Source organism: uncultured Aquimarina sp. (assembly GCF_947496855.1).
In the GTDB taxonomy this organism is placed as follows: domain Bacteria; phylum Bacteroidota; class Bacteroidia; order Flavobacteriales; family Flavobacteriaceae; genus Aquimarina.
In genome coordinates, this window is sequence record NZ_CANMED010000002.1 from 582,519 (window position 1) to 602,534 (window position 20,016).

The following is a 20,016-nucleotide window of genomic DNA, read 5'->3' on the forward strand; positions in this document are numbered from 1 at the left end:
TTTTAATGAATATTTTAATTATTCGTTCATTAGAATCATTCTAAGATCGGTCAATCTAACTGTTTCAATAATTCTTTTGCCTCATTTTTCTGGAAATTTGTAGTATTATCAATAAGTAATTTCAATTCACTTTTTGCTTTCTCCAGATCCTTTAATTTTAAGTAACATAATGCCAAATACCAATGCGCCTTGGTTGCATCCAGCGTCTTACTATGAAGTAATTTTGTAAAAGAACCGATAGCAGCTTCATTTTGATCCAATTCCAGTTGAGTCGCACCCATATATAATAAAACCTGAGGGTTGATAGCTTGATCATTCTTTGATATGTACTTCTGAAGTAAGGTTAACGATTCCTCATACGCTTCTTCTTTAAAAAGTTTTTCTACTCTTGCTAAATCAGTGCCTCCATCTCTTAGAGTTAAACTAGGGAGTACATCCCAATTTTTATATTCCGCATATAATTGATCCCTTTCCATTGGATTACCAAACTGTGTGATAAAAAATAATCCAGCTACAAAAACTGCAGCTATAGCACCGACATATAAAAAGATTTGCTTTATTTTTAATGAATGTGGTTCTTCAAAATATGAATGTTCTGCCCTAGAAATAGCTTCAGAAATTGTTTTCCCTTTATTACTTTTAAGAAAATCCTCGTACCGTTCAACTTTTTTAGAAGTTGAATTTCTGTCAGTCAACTCCCAATTATTTTCATCATAAACAGTATTCATTTCTTGATAAAGCTCCAACGTTTTTTTTGCATTTGGATCCGTATCTATTTTTTTCAAAAAAACAGCAGTTTCCTCTTTGGTCATTTCGCCATTAAGGTATTTTTCCGTATCCTGTTCTAGTGTATTCATAACTCTTTTAATTCGTTATAACGAGCATCTTCATGTATCGCTTCTTTTAACTTTGATTTACACTTAAAAATACGTTGTCTAACTGTGTTTTCTGTCGCATATCCTAACTTCTCTGCAATCTGAATGTAAGGAATTTTGTTAAAGAAAAATGTCAATACTTCTCTACAATTCTTTGATATTTCTGATAGTTTCTCTTGAAACAACTCCCATTTTTCTTGTTCATGTGCGGCCAAAGCTATTTCTCGTTCTTCATGGACAAGATCAATTACACCTTCATTTGTTACCCTAGATTTTGACAATTTTGCTGCTCGTCGCCATAAATTTTTACAAATGGTCATAAAATAACCATCAAAACTAGAGGTAATCCTAAAACCCTTATCCTCTGCTCTTGCTGATAATTGCAATAATGCTTTTTGCATAATATCCTTAGCATCATCTTCAGATCCGTCATGACTACATATATACGCTTTAATTTTAGGGTATAACTTTCTGTAGATTTCTTTGATACCTTTATCATCACCCACAATAAGGCTCTGCAATAAATAATCATCGTGCTTCTGATTTGCCATGGAGTTTCTAAGTAATTATAGAATATCGTCTTAAATACTTTTATATGAAGAACACAAACTTAACTATAATTCATGAAACTTTATGAGGGGAATAAGCCTGTTTTTTTATGGGTTAACTACTCTTGATTCTATGTTTATTTTTCAAAAAACGTAAAAACATTTTTTCTCATTTCAAGCTCTCATATTCAACTCAGAACACTATTAACCAAAACACTAATTGTTGAAAAAAAACACAATTCTCAACCCTACGATAAAGATTTACAAAATAATTTTTAGGTTTTGGGGTAACAATTCAACTATTTTGAACTCCTGTCTATAAATTAAGCATAAGTATTTATACATCGGGGAAGAAAAAATGCTTTATATAAACTAAAAAACTAAATCATGAAAAAAAGTATTGTAACAGTAGCATGTGTATGCATTTCATTAATAGGAATATGGGGATGTTCTATAGATGAAGATAATTTAGAAGAAAACATAGATACATTGGAAAATATTGAAAAAAATTCAAGTAATATTCCTATTCCAGACATCATCAGAAATAAAGTAGTAGTTCGTTTTAGAGATACTACATTAAGTACTATTGATAAAAAAAATAAACGCCAACAAATTGAACAATTTTATAGCTTTAATATTTTAAATCGGGAAACCTGTGATTGTGATATTAACGGTCCTGAGTTATGGACCATTGATACTACGCACAATAATTTTCTGGGAGTAAGACATCTTGTTGAAAATTTAGTCACTAATGATCCTAGCTCTCAAGGTGATGAAAATGTAGAAGGAGATGAAGACGCAGTATATGATTATCAATTTTATATAACGATAGCAAACAATACCTTGTCAGGGAATTATACAACACCAATCGATAACAGAATAATAGCATCCAATAATCCTGATTATGTAAATATTGCTATTTTGGATACAGGAGTAGATTATGATTTTTTTTCTCAACCTTTTTTATACAATACTAGAAATGCACGAAATGGAACATTTGGTGTCTCGGGTTGGGATTATATAAATCACGATAAGGATATTAGAGATGATAATGGTCATGGATCTAAAGTTACCAAAATCATTACGACAGAACTCAATGCTGATGGTGTACCACATCAAATATTACCTATAAAAACGTTTGGACAAGATGGAAGTGGAAGCTATTTTGATATAGTTTGCGGTATGAACTACGTGTCTAAAATTCCTAACATACATATTGTGAATATGAGCTTTGGCTGGTATGGATTAAGAAATCAATCAATTCTGAAAGCTATAATGGAAGAAATCTCAGAGGGTACCTTATTCATAACCTCAGCAGGTAACTATGGTGTTAATGTAGATGAAGACACTCCTCATTTTCCGTCTGGATATGCTATAGAGAATCTCTTAGGAGTTGGCGGGTATGATTTATCCCTAGAAGAAGAACTAGATATACCTGATCTTCTAGAGCGTATTACTATGGAAAGATCCAACTATGGGCCAGAAACTATTGACCTCGCTGCTCCTATGGATAACTATACTCTGATTATGCAGTCAAACCCTAACACCAGCATTACTGTATATCCAGTGGGAACATCATTTTCTTCTGCCTATGTGACATCTATTGCAGGGAAATTATACGATAAAGAAGCACCTTCTTTACAGCTTTATTCAAACATAATGGATAGCTGTCATAAGGTACCTGGTTTACAAAGAAAAATAGAAGAAGGAAATGTTATCCTGAAACAAAATAGGTAATTCTTTTTTTAAACAATATATCACTTATAGAAAGGATCTCCTATATTTAATCAAAGCTGTCATCTCTAGCAATTATTTTTATCTACTAGATATATATTAAAAATATTCTTCTCAAAAGCGTAATTTCCATATTTTTATATAATGAAAATTACGCTTTTTGTTTTATTACTTGCCCTTTGTATTTTCCCGTCTTATACACAAGAAGAAGGTCAAGAACATATTCAATACACAAGCATCATATCGACATCAATAGACGACAATAAAAAGGAACAAAAATTAGATTCTTTCTTCAAACAAAAATCTCGATTGCTACCTACATTGGACCTAGCAAATTGTTATCATGATTATAGTGTAGATCGCTATAAAAAATGGAGAATAACCAACGACAAAAAACTATTAAAAAATGCGATTCACTACGCGAAAAACTCATTGAACATCAAAAATAAAGTTGAAGGCACACCTCAGGAATCTCTTGATAAAACATTATACAATTTAGGTGTTTTTAATTTTCAGAATTATGAATACTTTAATGCTATTGATTATTTTTCTAAACTCATCGAGGTTGGAAAAATAAGTAAGAAAACAAAGGCATACAATGAATTAGGAAGTTCATATATTAAAATAGGAGATTTTCATAAAGCTCTAAATTCTACAGAAAAAGCTTTTAAATTATGTCAACTTCTTGATGATAATCAGAAAAGTTTAATCAGTCTGTTTTTATTAAGAGCGGACATTTATTCTATAATGGGTTACAAAGAATATTCTAATGAGATTAAAGTGAATTTACAAATAGCTGACTCTATTTTAGACCTGGTTTCTTTTAATACGATAGGGTTCAATAATAGATTAAATCAAATTAAAGGAAATAGATTACTCGAAACAGGTAAATTCCACGAAGCTATTCTTGTTTTTTCTAAAGTTCTAGAATCTCGAAACCCTCGGGATTCAACTCTTAAAGCTATTTCCTACAACAGTCTAGGTCTTTCATTTTTGCGCCTGAAACAATTAGACACTGCTGAGATTAACTTAAAAAACGCTATCAGTCATAACCCAAAATATACTGCTGCATATGAGAATTTAGGTGATCTGTACATTGAGAAAAAAGAATTCAAAGAGGGATTATATCAATACCAAAAAGCAATTAATTATGCTATAAACAATTATGAAGAATTCGCATACAATGATTTAATAGACACAGAAAAATTAGAAGTAGCGGTCAACAAATATTACCTATTGCATCACCTTATCCAAAAAGCAAATGCTTGGATTACCTATTACCATTATGATAAAAATCAAGATCATCTTACACAAGCTTTAAAAACATTTAAAATTGCAGATCTGTTAGTAGACATCATTCGTTTTGAGAGTACGGAGTATAAATCCAAACTATTTTGGCGAGAACAAGGATCCAAATTATATATCAAAGCTGTAGAAACATGCTATCTGCTTAAAAAAAACAAAGAGGCCTATTATTTTATGGAAAAAAATAAGGCCTTGTTACTATTAGAAGATATTACCAATGAACAAGCCAAAGAAAACACCAAGCTTCCTTTGGAAATAGCAAAACGAGAGTTTGCATTAAAACAAGCAATCTATCTTTCTGAAAATGAATTAAATAATTCAAAAAAAATAGCTAAAGACAGCATCATCTCGATAAAAGATAGAGTCTATCATAATAAAAACCTGTATGAAAAATTTGTAGATTCTATAACTAAAATATACCCAGAATATGCTGCTAATAAAAAGAAAATAATCGTCTTACCGTATAAGGCATTTAGTAAAAAACATATTTCAGATAAAGAAGTGGTGTTACAATATATTTTGGATAAAAATCAAGGCTATGGTTTGCTTACCACATCCAACAAATCTATTTTTTTTGAAATAAAAGATGTCCCTAAGCTTCAGCAAAATATTAGGCAATTGCGCAAGCAGTCTTCTGATTGGTTTCGTACTCAAGAACAACTAACTGCCTATCAAAAAAACGCGAATCTCATATTTAAAAAATTAATACCTCAACAGGTATATACCCAACTTAAAGAAAAGAAAGTTACCATCATACCTGATTATACATTGCAACAAGTCTCTTTTGATGTGTTAATTACCTCACAACAATCTGATAAATATTTGATACAGGATACTGAGATACGGTATGCGTATTCGATGTCATATCTGGATCGTAAAGACCAGATAAAAACTACGCCTAAACATTCTTTTATAGGCTTTGCCCCTGTAACCTTTGCTACAAAAGAACTGGGAGATCTTACCCTAAGTAAAAAAGAAGTACTATTGATTTCAGATTTATTTAATGGAAAAACTCTAATAGAAGAAAAGGCAACCAAAGCTAATTTTCTAAATACAATCGCTGAATATAAAATTATACACCTTTCTACACATGCAGATATTGGTGATGCTATAGATCCTTGGATAGCATTTAGAGATAAAAAGCTAACGCTACAGGAGATTTATGCCACTAAGAATCAATCTGACATGGTAGTACTAAGTGCTTGCAAGACATCCTTAGGAGAGCTAGAAAAAGGAGAAGGCGTAATGAGTCTGGCTCGTGGCTTTTTTCACTCTGGAACGAGAAGTGTAATCTCATCTTTATGGTCTACCAATGATAAATCGAACCAAGAGTTGATGATTGATTTCTACAAAGGCATCAACCAAGGGCTTACTAAATCTAACGCCTTACGAAATGCTAAACTAAATTATATAAACACACATCAAGGCACAGAACTATCTCCTTTTTATTGGGGTTCTTTAATATTGATAGGTGATAATGCTCCTATAGATCTATCTCAAAGTATTAACAATTGGTATTGGTTATTTACATTTTTTATAATCGCACTAGTTATTTTTATTTATTATTTAAAAAAAGCAAAAAATCATAATTGACAATGCACTCTCTAAATAAATCAATCCATAAACCCATTATAGATTTAAAATACACCTCATAAAAGAAGAATATTTCCAAATCTAGAATGGGTTTATTGTTTTTACATTAAAACGTTTTCTATACTTAGATTACATCACTGCAATCTCTATTTCTGATTTGCAACAATTATTTTATGTGTTTTTACAAAACCACCTTTATCAGAAAACTTCATAATATAGATACCTTCTGCATAAGAACTCATATCAATTTGACAGTCATTTTGTTTCATTTTTTGAGAGATTAATTTAGTTCCTTTAAAATCGAAAACATCAATTACAACTCCATTTACATCAAAAATATTGGATTCAATTTTTATATATATTTGATCCGATACTGGATTAGGATACAACGTAATAGTGTAGGGATTTATTAAATCCATTTCAAGAGAAGCCGACACATTATTAGTATTTTGCTTATTATGTAATTCATTACTACGATACATGGTAGATAGCTCAGGCCACTTTTCATAATAAAACAAATCATGTAGCTCATAATACTTTAATGCTAGCACGTGCTTTTCATTATGAGGAGTTGCTTTTACAGTTAAATAGTCATTTTGAACCCCATTTAAATACCAATTATCGAGTCTTCCTGTTCCCGAATTATTCCAGTTTTGCTGAAAATCTGTTCCATTATAATCGGCAGTTGCAGACCAAACATTGTTAATATTCAAAACCTCATCTGTTGGATCTTGATCAAAATTACCTATCAATATTTTTTGTTCATTATTTAGAGGTAATATCTGCATATGTGCAAATTTTGAGTCTCCATATTGACTCCAAACCCAATTCCACTGAGAAGTATTCGTATTAAATCTCAAGACTGTAACCCAAGTATTTACCCAAGTCAACAATTCATCTGTATTAGTGACAGTAAATTTACCAGGTGTATATCGATTGTTATAACTTGCATCTACTCCACCAATTCTTCCACTACCACTATTAGTCCAACGTTGGTTAAAAATCCCTCCATCAAAATCAAATAAACTCGCCCAATCATATGAAAATCCAAGTAGCTCATCTTTTCCATCACCGTCAAAATCTCCAACCTGAAATTGATCAGAAGATCTTATATGCCACGTAGAAATATTAAAACTACCAGAATTACCCCATTTATAATACCAAGAGTTTGTAGTTGCATCGAACCCTTGCAATATTGCCCAAGCATTACTAACAGACATAGACAATAGATCCGTAATTCCATCACCATCAAAATCTCCTGTGTAATGTCTATCTCCATCATTCATATACCACGATCCAATCCATCTACTTCCGTGATTATTCCAGGTATCATACCAGTCTGTTCCTGTATCACAGGAATAATCCTCCATTCCAGACCAGGTCGTACTACTCATAAAAAGGAGTTCTTCATCGGTATCTCCGTCAAAATCTCCTACCAGCTTATGATCTCCATTATTAAAATACCAACCACCTAGTCTTCTTTTATTTCTTTCATTGGTCCAAGTCATCTCCCAGTCATTTCCTACTGTCGATGAATTTATATTATTTAGACAACTACCATACAAAGTGAGATGATTCTGAGTTCTAATTACGCTGGACGCGTTAAAAAAATACCCTGTCGAACCATAGCACATAATACCTGGATTTATATTACATTCTGTATTACCAGAAACTTCAAATGGATGCAACATATCTAATGCATGCCCTATTTCGTGTGCAATCGTCATAAACGCGTTAGAAACATCACCAATTACCGCACAGGCATAAGTAGGAATGCGACAAACTGTTCCTCGGTAAGCAATTCCCCCTACAGTTAAGCTTCCGTTATCATTTTTCATACGTCTTAATCCAGTAAATAGCATATTTAGATCTCTGTTCACCCCCGCAAAAATCGAAGGACTATTTGCTCTCAATTCTCCCAATCGATCTTCTGCAATAATAGATGTATATGGATCTGTACTTGATGTCTGTATATTCTGACCAGTAACACTAAAAAGAATATTAAAATAAATAGAAAAAATTCCTTCTGTTTGGTTTAACAAGGATAAGATTTTGGCATTAGAACCTCCTCTATTTCTATATTTTTGATAGTGTTCATAATCCGCATCGGTTGCGATTTCCAAATATTTTGGTGTGCAATTTGTTGTACCACTTTTTGCAGTAAAAGTTTTATCTCCAATACTGATTTCTTCCTCGTCTTCTATCGCTACAATTACCTGTTGACATGTTCCCAATGACGCTTCTTTTAGGTCATTCATTCGGTATACCAACAATAAATTTTTCACTTCATTATTTTTCAAAAAACTACGAGTGGACTCAAAAAACAACCAATCCTCTTTTTCCTTATCATAGATATATCCCCAAAAATTATCTTTTGTGATAGTTACTCTAACCACATTATTTCTGTTTTTATCTGCAAATCCTTTATATGTATCAACCTGATCAATAATGTTGGTAGTTTCTCCTCGCTCATTAATAATTTCTCCATTAATCGCTTCTACATACTCTGGACTTCTGATATCATTAGATTGTAAACTTATTATATATTTCCATTTTTCTGCAGCTATCACTAATTCAGAAACATAATTATCTTTATTAACATGTTTATAAACCTCTTCAAAATTAAAATCAAAAAGCTCATATCTCTCTAAATACTCTTCTAAACCAGCTACTGTTTCGTTAGAAGTTGTTAATTGAAGTGTCTTGGGCACATACGTATCGATGTGATCAAAATCACTTCCTTCTTTTATCTGTTCTTGTCCATAAAGTATGGTAATCCCAAAACTTATAAACAAGAGGTTTTTTATGAATGATTTCATTGCTTCAGTATATTGTATCCACCTCCATATCTTTTATCTATAGAGGTGGATTGTTTTATTAATTATTTATGGTCCAAACCCCAAGATCTGTACATCCAGAAGGGTTCATTGTCACTGTAGACAAGTCTATAATAGATGTATGAATTGGTCCTCCAGGGATACATAAACACAAACAAGCATTTAACTGAAATACGCTATCAGGACATACCCAAAATTCTACAAATCCATTTGCATCTGGTGTAAAATGTCCAGAAAACCCATTATAAGTAAGTCCGGTAGCCCACACATAACATCCTGGGTCACCATTCGTATATACAACTTGTACTCTTACGCATACCAACGCATTTGCACAAGGATCATCTGCATTCCAGGCACTATTAACCGATGTAATCTCTCCTCGTAAGATATTTCCTTGGTTAATCAAAACTCCAGAGATATCCCAGTATCCTGTATCTCTATTTAGCTCATATAAATTGACTTGTTCAGGAGTATTTTCTGTCCGTATGGGAAATGAAGTGTCAATAGCAACACCTTCGTTCAAGTCTAAAGGAATATTTTCTTCAGGAATTGTTGCTGTTATTTCGATCATACCGAAAGAAGTTAACGGATATAGAGTACCATCTTCTTCGTTTTCTGCAATGTAACTTCCTGGAGCACTCCTTAACTCTAACTGATTTGTTATATCTATATAAGTTGCTCTAATTTCTACTAAACCATTGTAAGGTTTTCCTTTATAACTGAATGCATTTGGCGGTATTGTTATCTGTCCATCAGAAGCTACAGAGATTTCTGCTCCTTTTTTAGAATCAATTACATGAGCTTTAGCCCTTTCTTTCATCAAAATAAACAACTTTGTGTTTTCCTCAATTACTTTAGATACGGTCACAAAACCCTGATGTTCTATAGTTAATACATCACCAAGACTAAAACTATTTTCTTTTAAGATGAAGCTCCCTTCTGCATCACTTATTCCAATTATTTTTCCTTTAAGTTTTATCGTTGCGTTATCTATTGGTTTATTATTTGTAGTCTGAAGCGTTCCACTCAGTCGATCTAATACTCCTTCTTTTTTCAAAGTGGTTTCCAATACAACCTGCTTTTCTGATGCAGTAAACTCATCATTACAAGCATAAAAAAAGGTTATAATTGCTAACAAAGTGATCAAAAAAAATGATTTTAAATTTTTCATTTATTCTATATTTTAAGTTGATTCAAATTTTTATTGTATTGCTAATTGCTGTGTGATTATCGCTCCTGATTTTCTGATGATTCTAATAAAATACATCCCTTTATCAATTCTAGAATCAATGTCTAAAACGATGTTTCCTTTTTGAACCGAAAAAGATAATGAGGTGCTTTTTCCAGAAAGCTCAACCAGTGCTATACTTTTAATAGGGTCGTTATTAAATCCCGAAATGGTCAGTGTATTTCCTGATTGTACCGGATTAGGATACATCTCTAACTTAGACACATTGGTATTTTTATCATCTGTAGAATGTTCCCTTTCATATTCTTCATACAGTTCATAAATAGCACCTGAATTCACTAACTCATTAATTTCTCTACTGTACCCACTATCTGGCTCATAAGGATACTCTTTCGTCTCTAAAATAAATCCTCCGATATTATTCTCACTTTCTTGTATCTGCACTCTAAAATACTTTCTGGTTTCTTGCCATTCTTTGCAATCATTCCAGATTCCGTGTTTTATGTAATACCAAGTATTGATCAGAAGCCCTTGAAAAGAAGCCACATCAGAATTACAGCAGAATCCACTGATGACATTATGATTAACATCATACACTTCCCATCCGTGATACACAGAAAGAGGATTGGCATTTGCCTGTACATTTACACTTACTTGACCATTAAAGTTAGAGCTTACACTTAGTGCAAAATCCGTAGTATATCCAGCCCAACTTACAGAACTAGGAACAATTTTTCTGGTTTCTTGCCACGGATAACAGTTTTTATCAGCATCTTTCCAAACCCCATGTTTGATATAATAATTTTTAGTTCTACTTAATCCACTAAACGTTAACGTTGTACCTCCTTGAATAGGTCCAACTTGTGTACCTCCAATTGTTGTAGAAGTCGACGTTTCAAATAATCCCCACCATTGATACACATTAGGGTTTGTTGCTGTTACCTGTACTGTAATCGTTCCATTACCAGCACAGCTAGCATTCATGGTGAAATTAGAATCCAAGGCTACATTCGATAACACGGTAAATCGTTTGGTTAATGGTAACCAACCGATACATGCATTCCCTAATGCTACTTTGATTTCATATTCGTAGCCAGCTTCAAAATTCACATTATTTCCTGCAAATAGCGTGGTTAAATTAACGGTTTGCAATTGCCCTGTAGTCCAACCTAATCCAGATACGTACTGAAAACTACCAATACTTCCTGTAGGTCTCCTCCACGCATCAATAAAATAACGAACTTCTCCCTGAGAAGCGCTTCCGTTTAAAAGAATCGTTTCCCCTTCACAAAAGGCATCTTTACTATTGGAATCAGAATCTTCAAAATGAAAATCAACAGATAATGCTTGACTTTCTTCGATAACGATATCATCAATAGTCATTTCTGCTTGTTTTGCTCCTCCTGTATACAAAGGATTGATCAAAAGGCTGGCATAGTTTGCATTAGGTGTAAAAGTGGTCGTAACCAAATGCCAGTTATTTCCTAAATATGTGCCTATTGTATTCGAAAAAATAGTTTGTTCATTAAGGATGGTACCGTTCTGAAAATTAACCGCTCTTAAGTTTATCGTACCGTGATCACTTATATCCTGATTACCTCTATCATTCGTTCGTACTCTAAAAGAAACTGCATAACATTTGCCCGTCTCAAATGCGATAGCAGTTTGTATACTCTCGTAATGATTGTTTGAACCTCCTGACCACATCCAGGCATTTGGATTAGAAGGCGTTCCGTGCAATGAAGGACTACCGGTAAATGAATTCCAATTAGGAACACAATTATTGCTAGTGGTAGTAAATGCGAAACTATAATTATTACAATTGGTATTGTAAGAAGAAAAATCTCCATTGGTGACCAGGTTCTGACCTACCCCCAGATTAACCGATACTATTGTAAAAAATAGTACTAAAATATTTTTAAAATTCATTGTATTAGTTTTAAAAGAAATGCCTACTCATACGCTTTTCGGCTACCGCGTTTTGCTTCACAAAAAATGATTATGGTTGATCAGACCCAGAAACAATTGCTTATTTAGTAAGGGGAGTATGTTTAGTGCTACATGTTACCCTTGATTTTTATTTTTTTTGAAGTAGTTGCGTTTTCCCTAATAAATCATAGGCGATATAAGTCGAAGAATAAGTGAATCAATAAGGAGAAAAAAGAGCAGAAATGAGCATGAATCTGAGACTAAGAATTTGAGTAGTTGCAATCAATCTGAGTAATTATCTTGAATAAGATTTTATTTAGCTTACTAAATCTGTTCTTTTAAAATGGTAGTTTTAGTGAAACTCTATTTTGAAAAGTCACGTAGCACTTCATCAAAATAGATAGTTGAACTAATCCCACCTCCACGGCTTGATCTCATAAATTCTACCTCGAAATCTCTTAAGTTCATTAAATCGGTTCATTTTATAAGTTTACGATTTGACACTTAAATGAACTGATATGTTATTTGGATATGCACGTATAAGTAACCCATCTCAGAAATTTGATTTACAAAAGGCGTATTATAAAAATTGAGGGAAAAAATAGTATTTTAATTTTATTTTGCTAATTTAGAAGGAACAAACAATTATAAACCACCCCATGCCTGAAGATTTCTTCGGGTATGGGGTATCGTTTATTAAAAACTATTTGAAAATATAAAAGACATATATCCTTTATATTATTGTTAGAGCCAATTAAAAAAACTATGACTAGAGAAGCAGATTATACAATCAAAGGATTTATTTATCAATTCAATAAAACTCTTGAACAAGTATTGTCTGAACCTAATGGAACTGAAATAACTGTAGAAGGAATTATAGAAGATATTGATGTAGTATCAGCAAGTTTAACAAAAGCTATCCAATGTAAATATCACGAAACAAAAGGAAAATATAAATTATCCGACATTTCAAAACCAATATTGCAAATGTTAGTTCATTATGCTAACAATAAAGACAAGGATATTCAATACATACTCTACGCTCATTTCTCAGATGAAACCGAAGGAGAAAAAATAATTTCTAAAAGTGATATTGAAACAATTCTAAAATCAAAAGACAAATCTTATCTTAATAATATTTCCACGCTAAAACCGCCAAAAACGAAAGTAATAAAAGAACTTCTACTAAAACCTAAAAAAAGTGCAGAAGACATAAAAACAATAACAACATATTATGGAACTGCCACTGATTTGGAGCTACAAATTGATATAGATAACTTTTTAAAACCTGAAAAATTTAAGTTTGTTATTGGAAAATCTTTTGATGCACTAATAGTCGATATAAAACAATTACTAGAAACTAAAAGCGGTTTTACAAAGGTTGATATTGAGGAACTATTTTATCCAAATGCCATCCAAAAAATAGCTAACAAAAGTATCCTACATAATTCAGACGACAGAAAAATAAACAACACTAATTTCATATCAGAATTAGAAAAAAATAAAAAAACAGCGATAACAAGGTGGACAAGGGAATTTTTGACTTATTCAGCACTTTTAACGAAAAGAAGGAGTCAGTTGAAATTGAACTTACAAGCTAATCATAGACTAAGATACTTTCTATTCAATGAATCAAATATTAAAGATTTTGAAAATAAAATCGTAAAATTTATTTCAGATTATATAGGTAAATATCATTATAAAATCAAACTCCATAGTAAAACACCAGTTTTCTGCATAAAAACAGATAGCGAAAATTTAATCCCACAAATAGAAAGTAGGCTACACCAAAAAGGACTGAAATTTCAAAATGGGTTAAAAGGAAATGACTTTTTTCAAGGAGAGTTTTTAAGAGAGCCTGCTATAATTAGCACAAAAAATTGGAGAGAATTCCAACTACGAATTTGTAATTATAATATTGATTCAGCCAAAGCCATAAATAGTAAAAAAAGTGATGACCTCTTTATAATTGGAAAAGAAGATTTTAAAGAAATAGATACTCAAGACATAAATATTGAATTTTTAGAAGTTTCTAACCTAAATGAGTTACAATATTTATTGATGCTAACTGACAATTTTGAATAAATGGAAAGTAAAGAACTACTAAAAATAGGAACTGTTATTGAAAGTGCTTCAAATTTAATTATGATAAGGATTGAAGATGATGAGACATTTGAAAAAAACAAACACGAAATTCAGATTGGCAAGTATCTACAAATTAAAGAAGGAAATCATAACTACGTAATTTGCGTCATTCAGAGTATAAAAATTAATGACGATAATAGAAAATATATAATCAATTCTCAACCAATAGGTGTCTTTTCCGAAGACTTCAAACAAGGTAGTTCTATTTTGCCTTCTCCGACAGAAGAAGTATTTATTGTTTCCGAAGCTATTATGAGTAAAATCTTTAGTAAAGACAGTAATTACTCATTTAAATTTGGAGAATTAATTCAAAATAGAGATATAAACCTACACATAAACGGCAATAGCTTTTTCAGCAAACATATTGCAGTTGTTGGTTCTACAGGTTCTGGTAAATCTTGTACTGTTGCTAAAATATTACAAGATGTTGTTGGAATAAATAAAAAGACGAACTTAAATAATGGAAGTCAAAAAAATGCACACATAATTATTTTTGATATTCATTCCGAATACAAATCTGCCTTTGAAATCGAAAGCAAAGAGAATTTCAACCTTAACGCTCTTGATGTAGATAAATTAAAGCTACCATACTGGTTAATGAACTCTGAGGAATTGGAATCATTATTTATAGAGAGTAATGAGCAAAATTCGCACAATCAAGTTTCACAGTTTAAAAAAGCAGTTACCTTAAATAAAGAAAAACATAATCCTACGCTCACAAAGGTAAACTATGACACTCCTGTCTATTTTAGCATTGAAGAAGTATATAACTATATTTCAAATATGAATGAAGAGGTTATAAATAAAATCGAGGGAGAAGACCAAAAACCAAAATTACTTGATGGCACTTTAATCTTTGACATTAATTCTTATTTCGATAAAAAACTAGAATTTGTAACAGCAAATACGGCTAAAGCAACAAAAGCAAGTAATGGTGCTTTCAATGGTGAATTTAATAGATTTCTATCAAGGCTAGAAACTAAAATAAATGATAAAAGATTAGATTTTTTACTACAACCAAATAAAGCTGACGGCACATTATACAAAACAGACGATTTCGAAGAAATAATAAAACAATTCCTTGGCTATTTAGACAAGTCAAATATTACTATAATTGATTTAAGTGGTGTTCCTTTTGAAGTTTTAAGTATAACTGTAAGTTTAATATCAAGATTAGTATTTGATTTTGCATTTCATTATTCTAAGTTAAAACACAGCATAAAAGAACTAAATGATATTCCATTTTTAATAGTTTGTGAAGAAGCTCATAATTATATTCCTAAATCTGGTGGTGCTGAATACAAAGCTTCAAAAAAATCAATAGAGCGAATTGCAAAAGAGGGGAGAAAATATGGTTTGAGTTTAATGGTTGTCAGCCAAAGACCTTCTGAAGTTTCAGATACTATTTTTTCTCAATGTAATAATTTTGTTGCGTTAAGACTCACTAACATTAGCGACCAAAACTATATAAAAGGATTACTTCCAAACAACGCAAATTCAATTACCGATATATTGCCAACATTATCAGCAGGAGAATGTTTAATTGTTGGAGATGCAACTCCAATGCCTGCAATCGTGCAAATGGAAATGCCTGACCCTGAACCCAAATCTGAAAGTATTAAATTTCATAGTCAATGGGAGAACGAGTGGAAAGAGGTTACATTTAGCGAAGTAATAACTAGATGGAGAAAAGAATAACTGGCTCTAATGATGTATATTCCATTTGGCAAATAGTTTATCTTCGCTATCAGTCCGTAAACGATTTACACCAAACAAAACATACACAACTGTTACCACCAATTAAAAATAAATGAAAGACACGGAAAATGATAACATAAAAAATATAGAGTTTTTAGTAACAAAATCGAGAGAATTACTTCAAGAACAACTAAAATCTTATGAAACCGCTACTAATAAAGCTGGTATTTTAATTTCAATTTCTGGATTGTTTTTACCTATTGCAATTGCATTTATTTCTAGTTCCGATACTGTCATCATTCTTAAAATTATTACTCTTATTCCCGTAATTATTATGATAATAGGATTGATCTATCTGTTAAAAGTATTAATGCCTAAAGGCCTTGATCACGGATTTGACTTTAATCAGTTTAACAATAAGATTAATGAAAATTACAAACAATTGTTATTGTATGAAATTGGAGCAAACAAAAGCTCCTTTCAAGACAATTCTTCAATTGTACTTAAACAAAATAAAGATTTCAAAATCGGATTAAAATTCATTTTTTCTGCCACTATCTTTGTATTTTTAATCGTGACAGCAAGCTTATTTATGAATGATCAAAAATTGGATACTGAACAAACTGAAAATATTAAAATTGAACAAATAAATAATATAGAAATGGCCGACAAAAAATCAGAAAACGACTCAACTTCAAGTAATGAAAACCAAAACAATTCGGAATCTACAATACCTGAAGTTCCTCGCGAGCAAAGAGCGAATATAGAGAAGGGTGACGATCCTAAAAAATTGGATAAAAAGTAAGCTGGTGATAAAACCAAGTATGATGTCATAGCAGCGAATTGACAATCCCGATAGTGCGGAAATGTTTTCTGTGCAGGATAATAAACTAAAAGTTCAAATAAACGATGCTAGAAACGATACTTGACTTAATTGCAGGGATAATTGGTAGCAATAAAAGGTTATCAGTAATACTTGCGATTCTGATTCTACTTTTATTTGTGGGATATTTAATTTACACTAAAGTTCAATAAAACGATGAACACAGAAGAATTTGTGAAGGCATTTTATATAGAAAAACAGAATTTCCTGAAAGAGTATTTATCGAAAAATCCTGAAAGTGAGGTTGGTCAACTAATTAAATCACTTAATCTAACCGACCGACAAAATGAAATAATGGAAAAAATAATGGACAATTCATTAACTGATGTTTTTTACATTATCCTCCTGGGTTTAGACGGAAGTGCTTCAATTGGTGGAACACAAGAGATTTACGAATTGAAAGATGAAAAGGGGAATCAGTTGAGTGGAAACATTGAAGATCATGCATATGAGTATTTCCAAGAAAATCGATAAAAGTTCAAAAAAACGATGGGATATAATAGCAATTGCTATTATATCTTTGTTACCATTAATATTGCTTAACTGCTAAAGTCAAACATTTCCCTAATCGAAAAGATTATTTCACTCAATTTAAATTGATTTGAATCAAATCTCTAACTATGTTTGAATCAAAATTATCATAATGAAAAAAACTTTATTGATAATATTACTTCTGATCTTTTCTGTAAATCTATTTTCACAAAATTTCAAAATACCAAAAATTGACTGGGAAGGAAAAACGGAAACGGAAAATATTTATGCGAACTTGCTAAAATTAAAGGACAGGAACTCATTAATTGTTAAGATTGGTTATTCTACTTCTTTTGCAGAAGGACAGAGTTCAGAATTCATCGTTTATCAAAATGATGGTAGTGTAAAACGATTTGTTGCTTATAACCTCCATTCTACAGAATTTAAAACTAAAATTAAACGCAAAAGAATTAAGAAAAAAGAACATAAATATTATTGGAAATATTTGAATAATTGCATTAAAGAAAAGAAATATAAAATAGAAAAAAACAAATTAAATATTACTAAAAAAAAGGGGGAAGAAAAAGGGAAAGCAACATTAACAACTATGTACATTTCTCATACAGTAAATTATCATTTTTGGATTGTTCAAGGTGAAAATTATATTGCTTATGGAAGTACATCTCCAAAAGCTTATATAGACAGTAAATTCCCAGGTTATGAAGAAAGGCAAAAATTAGTTGATTTAATAAACGGATTTGAAAAACTAATAGAGAAATACTAATGGTAATATCATATATGAAATCAGAACAATTTAAGGCTAGATCAAAAGGCCATTTACTTTTGCAATGGCGCTAAATTTTTATAAATTAAACAATAAATAAAAATGCGCAGATAAATCGATTGGTTCAGGTATACTTGCCTTGCTCCGATTCATATATTTGGCGTTGGAATAAAAGTTCAATAAAACGATGATAATAAGGTTGATAAAAAAAACATACGTAATATTCTGGAGTTTTGTTCTTGTGTTATTGCTTTTATCATTTTGTCAGAATGATAAAACATTAGATATCAATATTCACGATACTTATTTTGTGTTTTCTCAACAACAAATCTTGATACTTATAAGCATGCTTTTTGGACTTACTGGGCTTATATATTGGACCCTAGAAAGATATAGGTTTAAAACCTCAGTTTTACTGAATAGTTTACACCTTATTTTAACGATTGGTATATTTATTACAAATGGAATTAGAAGTCTTGTAAGTTATCATTTTTTAGGTGAAAGATATTATACAAATACTTATGTTCCCGATTCGTCTATATGGTTGTGCACATTTATCATATTCATTGGACAACTTGTTTTCATTATGAATATTATTTTGTCAATTATAAAAGGAAGAAATTAAAAGTTCAATAAAACGATGGAAGATAATTTCATAAAAGTTCAAGATGAGATTATTAATCCTTTATATTTTTTTAACACAATTATGACGAACAGTATTTTCCATAGCAAAGAGTTTAAAATAAATGGGATTTCTGTTCCTGAATTTGAATTAAAAAATGGAAATCTAATCCGAATTTATGTCCCAAATGTTCGGATTATTAAATTTGACCTAACAATTGAATTAATAAAATATTTCCAAAAAAAGAACACGAATTTACATTGGGCTAAAAACTACTCTCAAAATTCATTATTGGAACGTTTATTTCCTCTAACAGTAAAAAAATATTTAGTCTATAAAAAGAAAATTGATGAACAAAACGCATCAAGAATTGCGGATGAAATTGGAGTTAAGTTAGACGACAAATTTGAAAGAATAGGTTTTGTTAATCGAAAAGCCTTAATAATAAAAGCTCTTTTTGAAAAAAACGATTCAATTCTTATAGATTATTACGGGGTAAGTGCAATTGGAATTAAAAAATTAGAACAAATAGTTAACGTTGAAATTGAAAAAGGAAAAACTGGGATTGCATTCGATTTATTAGAATATATTGAGGAAAACGAGCCTTATGAAAATATTGAACGAATAAAATTAACTGTAGCTAGTACTTTATAAATTAATTGCTGGTAAAAGACTATTTATGAAAGTCCATAAGGACTTTTTATCTGTATTCATTTACTAAATTTAGGGTTTAAAACAAGCAATTAATCTTATACCAAACATTAAAGTTCAATAAAACGATGGGAAATTACTAAGGAAATAAAGAACTGTGGAAAGAGCTTGTTCTTTCAGTTAAAGAATCCGCAGATAAGTAGAATATACTTCAATCTACAATAGCAGAGCATGCAAATGTTAACCCTTCTACAGTGTCAAAAATATTTGACATGAAATCTTGTCCTAAAGTAAATGTTCTTTTTAAAACGGCAGAAGCTGTAAAAGGTTAAAATTAAATTTAAAGGTGGATCAAATTACTAAAGATGATACTGTAAAGCTAATTTCTGGTGGCCCAAAAATGAGAGTAATGGAAGTTGATACGAATAATTATGTATTTTGCTCCTAGAGAAATAAAAGGTACGATGAAATGAAAGGTCATTTCCCAATATACACAATAACTAAAGTCTAAAAAATGATGAGTCAATCAAAAACATACATAAAAATAGTAGTCCAACTATCTATATGTATGTTTTACAATTTAAATAATAATTATTAACTATTTAATTTCTAACACAAAGAAGATCTTGCTCCACAAATTGCTCGTCGACTTGCAAGAGATATACTTCCTCCTTTAATGCTAGCTTTGTTTTCTAAAATTGCAATAGTATTCTTTTCTAGTTTTAATGTTTTAATACTCTTTTTTTTCATGA

The 20,016-nt window shown here is 31.1% G+C and carries 14 protein-coding genes; 8 read left to right on the top strand and 6 right to left on the bottom strand.

Translation table 11 applies throughout. The features are described 5' to 3' along the window. Positions 1 to 50: 50 nt before the first annotated feature. Together Q0921_RS08495 and Q0921_RS08500 are read right to left on the bottom strand one after the other, a co-directional pair. On the bottom strand, positions 51 to 857 hold the full coding sequence (locus tag Q0921_RS08495) for a tetratricopeptide repeat protein (protein WP_299255890.1): 807 nt from the start codon (positions 855 to 857) through the stop codon (positions 51 to 53). Then, positions 854 to 1,426, bottom strand: coding sequence for an RNA polymerase sigma factor (locus tag Q0921_RS08500; protein WP_299255891.1), 573 nt, complete (start codon positions 1,424 to 1,426; stop codon positions 854 to 856). Before Q0921_RS08500 ends, Q0921_RS08495 begins: the two co-directional genes overlap by 4 nt. Before the next feature lie 384 nt (positions 1,427 to 1,810). On the opposite strand from Q0921_RS08500, the gene Q0921_RS08505 reads away from it, so the two are divergent. Further along, entirely contained in the window at positions 1,811 to 3,160 is a 1,350-nt protein-coding gene (locus Q0921_RS08505; protein ID WP_299255892.1) for a S8 family serine peptidase, read from the top strand. A gap of 141 nt (positions 3,161 to 3,301) precedes the next feature. Then, complete coding sequence (locus Q0921_RS08510; RefSeq protein WP_299255893.1) at positions 3,302 to 6,055, top strand: CHAT domain-containing protein; 2,754 nt, start codon at positions 3,302 to 3,304, stop codon at positions 6,053 to 6,055. Between the two features lie 146 nt (positions 6,056 to 6,201). Here Q0921_RS08510 and Q0921_RS08515 read toward each other — a convergent pair whose 3' ends face one another. The 3 genes from Q0921_RS08515 to Q0921_RS08525 are packed head-to-tail and all read right to left on the bottom strand — an operon-like array spanning position 6,202 to position 12,010. Continuing rightward, positions 6,202 to 8,874, bottom strand: coding sequence for a T9SS type A sorting domain-containing protein (locus Q0921_RS08515; RefSeq protein ID WP_299255894.1), 2,673 nt, complete (start codon positions 8,872 to 8,874; stop codon positions 6,202 to 6,204). Between the two features lie 58 nt (positions 8,875 to 8,932). Continuing rightward, on the bottom strand, positions 8,933 to 10,063 hold the full coding sequence (locus Q0921_RS08520; protein WP_299255895.1) for a hypothetical protein: 1,131 nt from the start codon (positions 10,061 to 10,063) through the stop codon (positions 8,933 to 8,935). A gap of 30 nt (positions 10,064 to 10,093) precedes the next feature. Beyond that, on the bottom strand, positions 10,094 to 12,010 hold the full coding sequence (locus tag Q0921_RS08525; RefSeq protein ID WP_299255896.1) for a T9SS type A sorting domain-containing protein: 1,917 nt from the start codon (positions 12,008 to 12,010) through the stop codon (positions 10,094 to 10,096). Between the two features lie 765 nt (positions 12,011 to 12,775). Here Q0921_RS08525 and Q0921_RS08530 point away from each other — a divergent pair. The 6 genes from Q0921_RS08530 (at position 12,776) to Q0921_RS08555 (ending at position 19,267) form a co-directional block, all read left to right on the top strand. Next, positions 12,776 to 14,095, top strand: a complete 1,320-nt coding sequence (locus tag Q0921_RS08530; RefSeq protein WP_299255897.1) for a hypothetical protein — start codon at positions 12,776 to 12,778, stop codon at positions 14,093 to 14,095. Further along, a complete protein-coding gene (locus tag Q0921_RS08535; protein WP_299255898.1) occupies positions 14,096 to 15,853 on the top strand; it encodes an ATP-binding protein in 1,758 nt (585 codons plus the stop codon). A gap of 112 nt (positions 15,854 to 15,965) precedes the next feature. Beyond that, positions 15,966 to 16,658: a hypothetical protein gene (locus Q0921_RS08540; RefSeq protein ID WP_299255899.1), complete on the top strand. Its 693-nt coding sequence runs from the start codon at positions 15,966 to 15,968 to the stop codon at positions 16,656 to 16,658. Between the two features lie 234 nt (positions 16,659 to 16,892). Continuing rightward, a complete protein-coding gene (locus tag Q0921_RS08545; RefSeq protein WP_299255900.1) occupies positions 16,893 to 17,210 on the top strand; it encodes a hypothetical protein in 318 nt (105 codons plus the stop codon). A gap of 169 nt (positions 17,211 to 17,379) precedes the next feature. Beyond that, positions 17,380 to 17,991 (top strand): hypothetical protein, encoded by a 612-nt coding sequence (locus tag Q0921_RS08550; protein WP_299255901.1) that lies wholly within the window; start codon positions 17,380 to 17,382, stop codon positions 17,989 to 17,991. Between the two features lie 640 nt (positions 17,992 to 18,631). Further along, positions 18,632 to 19,267, top strand: coding sequence for a hypothetical protein (locus tag Q0921_RS08555; RefSeq protein ID WP_299255902.1), 636 nt, complete (start codon positions 18,632 to 18,634; stop codon positions 19,265 to 19,267). 606 nt (positions 19,268 to 19,873) lie between these two features. Here Q0921_RS08555 and Q0921_RS08560 read toward each other — a convergent pair. Beyond that, positions 19,874 to 20,014, bottom strand: a complete 141-nt coding sequence (locus Q0921_RS08560) for a hypothetical protein (RefSeq protein WP_299255903.1) — start codon at positions 20,012 to 20,014, stop codon at positions 19,874 to 19,876. Positions 20,015 to 20,016 lie beyond the last annotated feature (2 nt).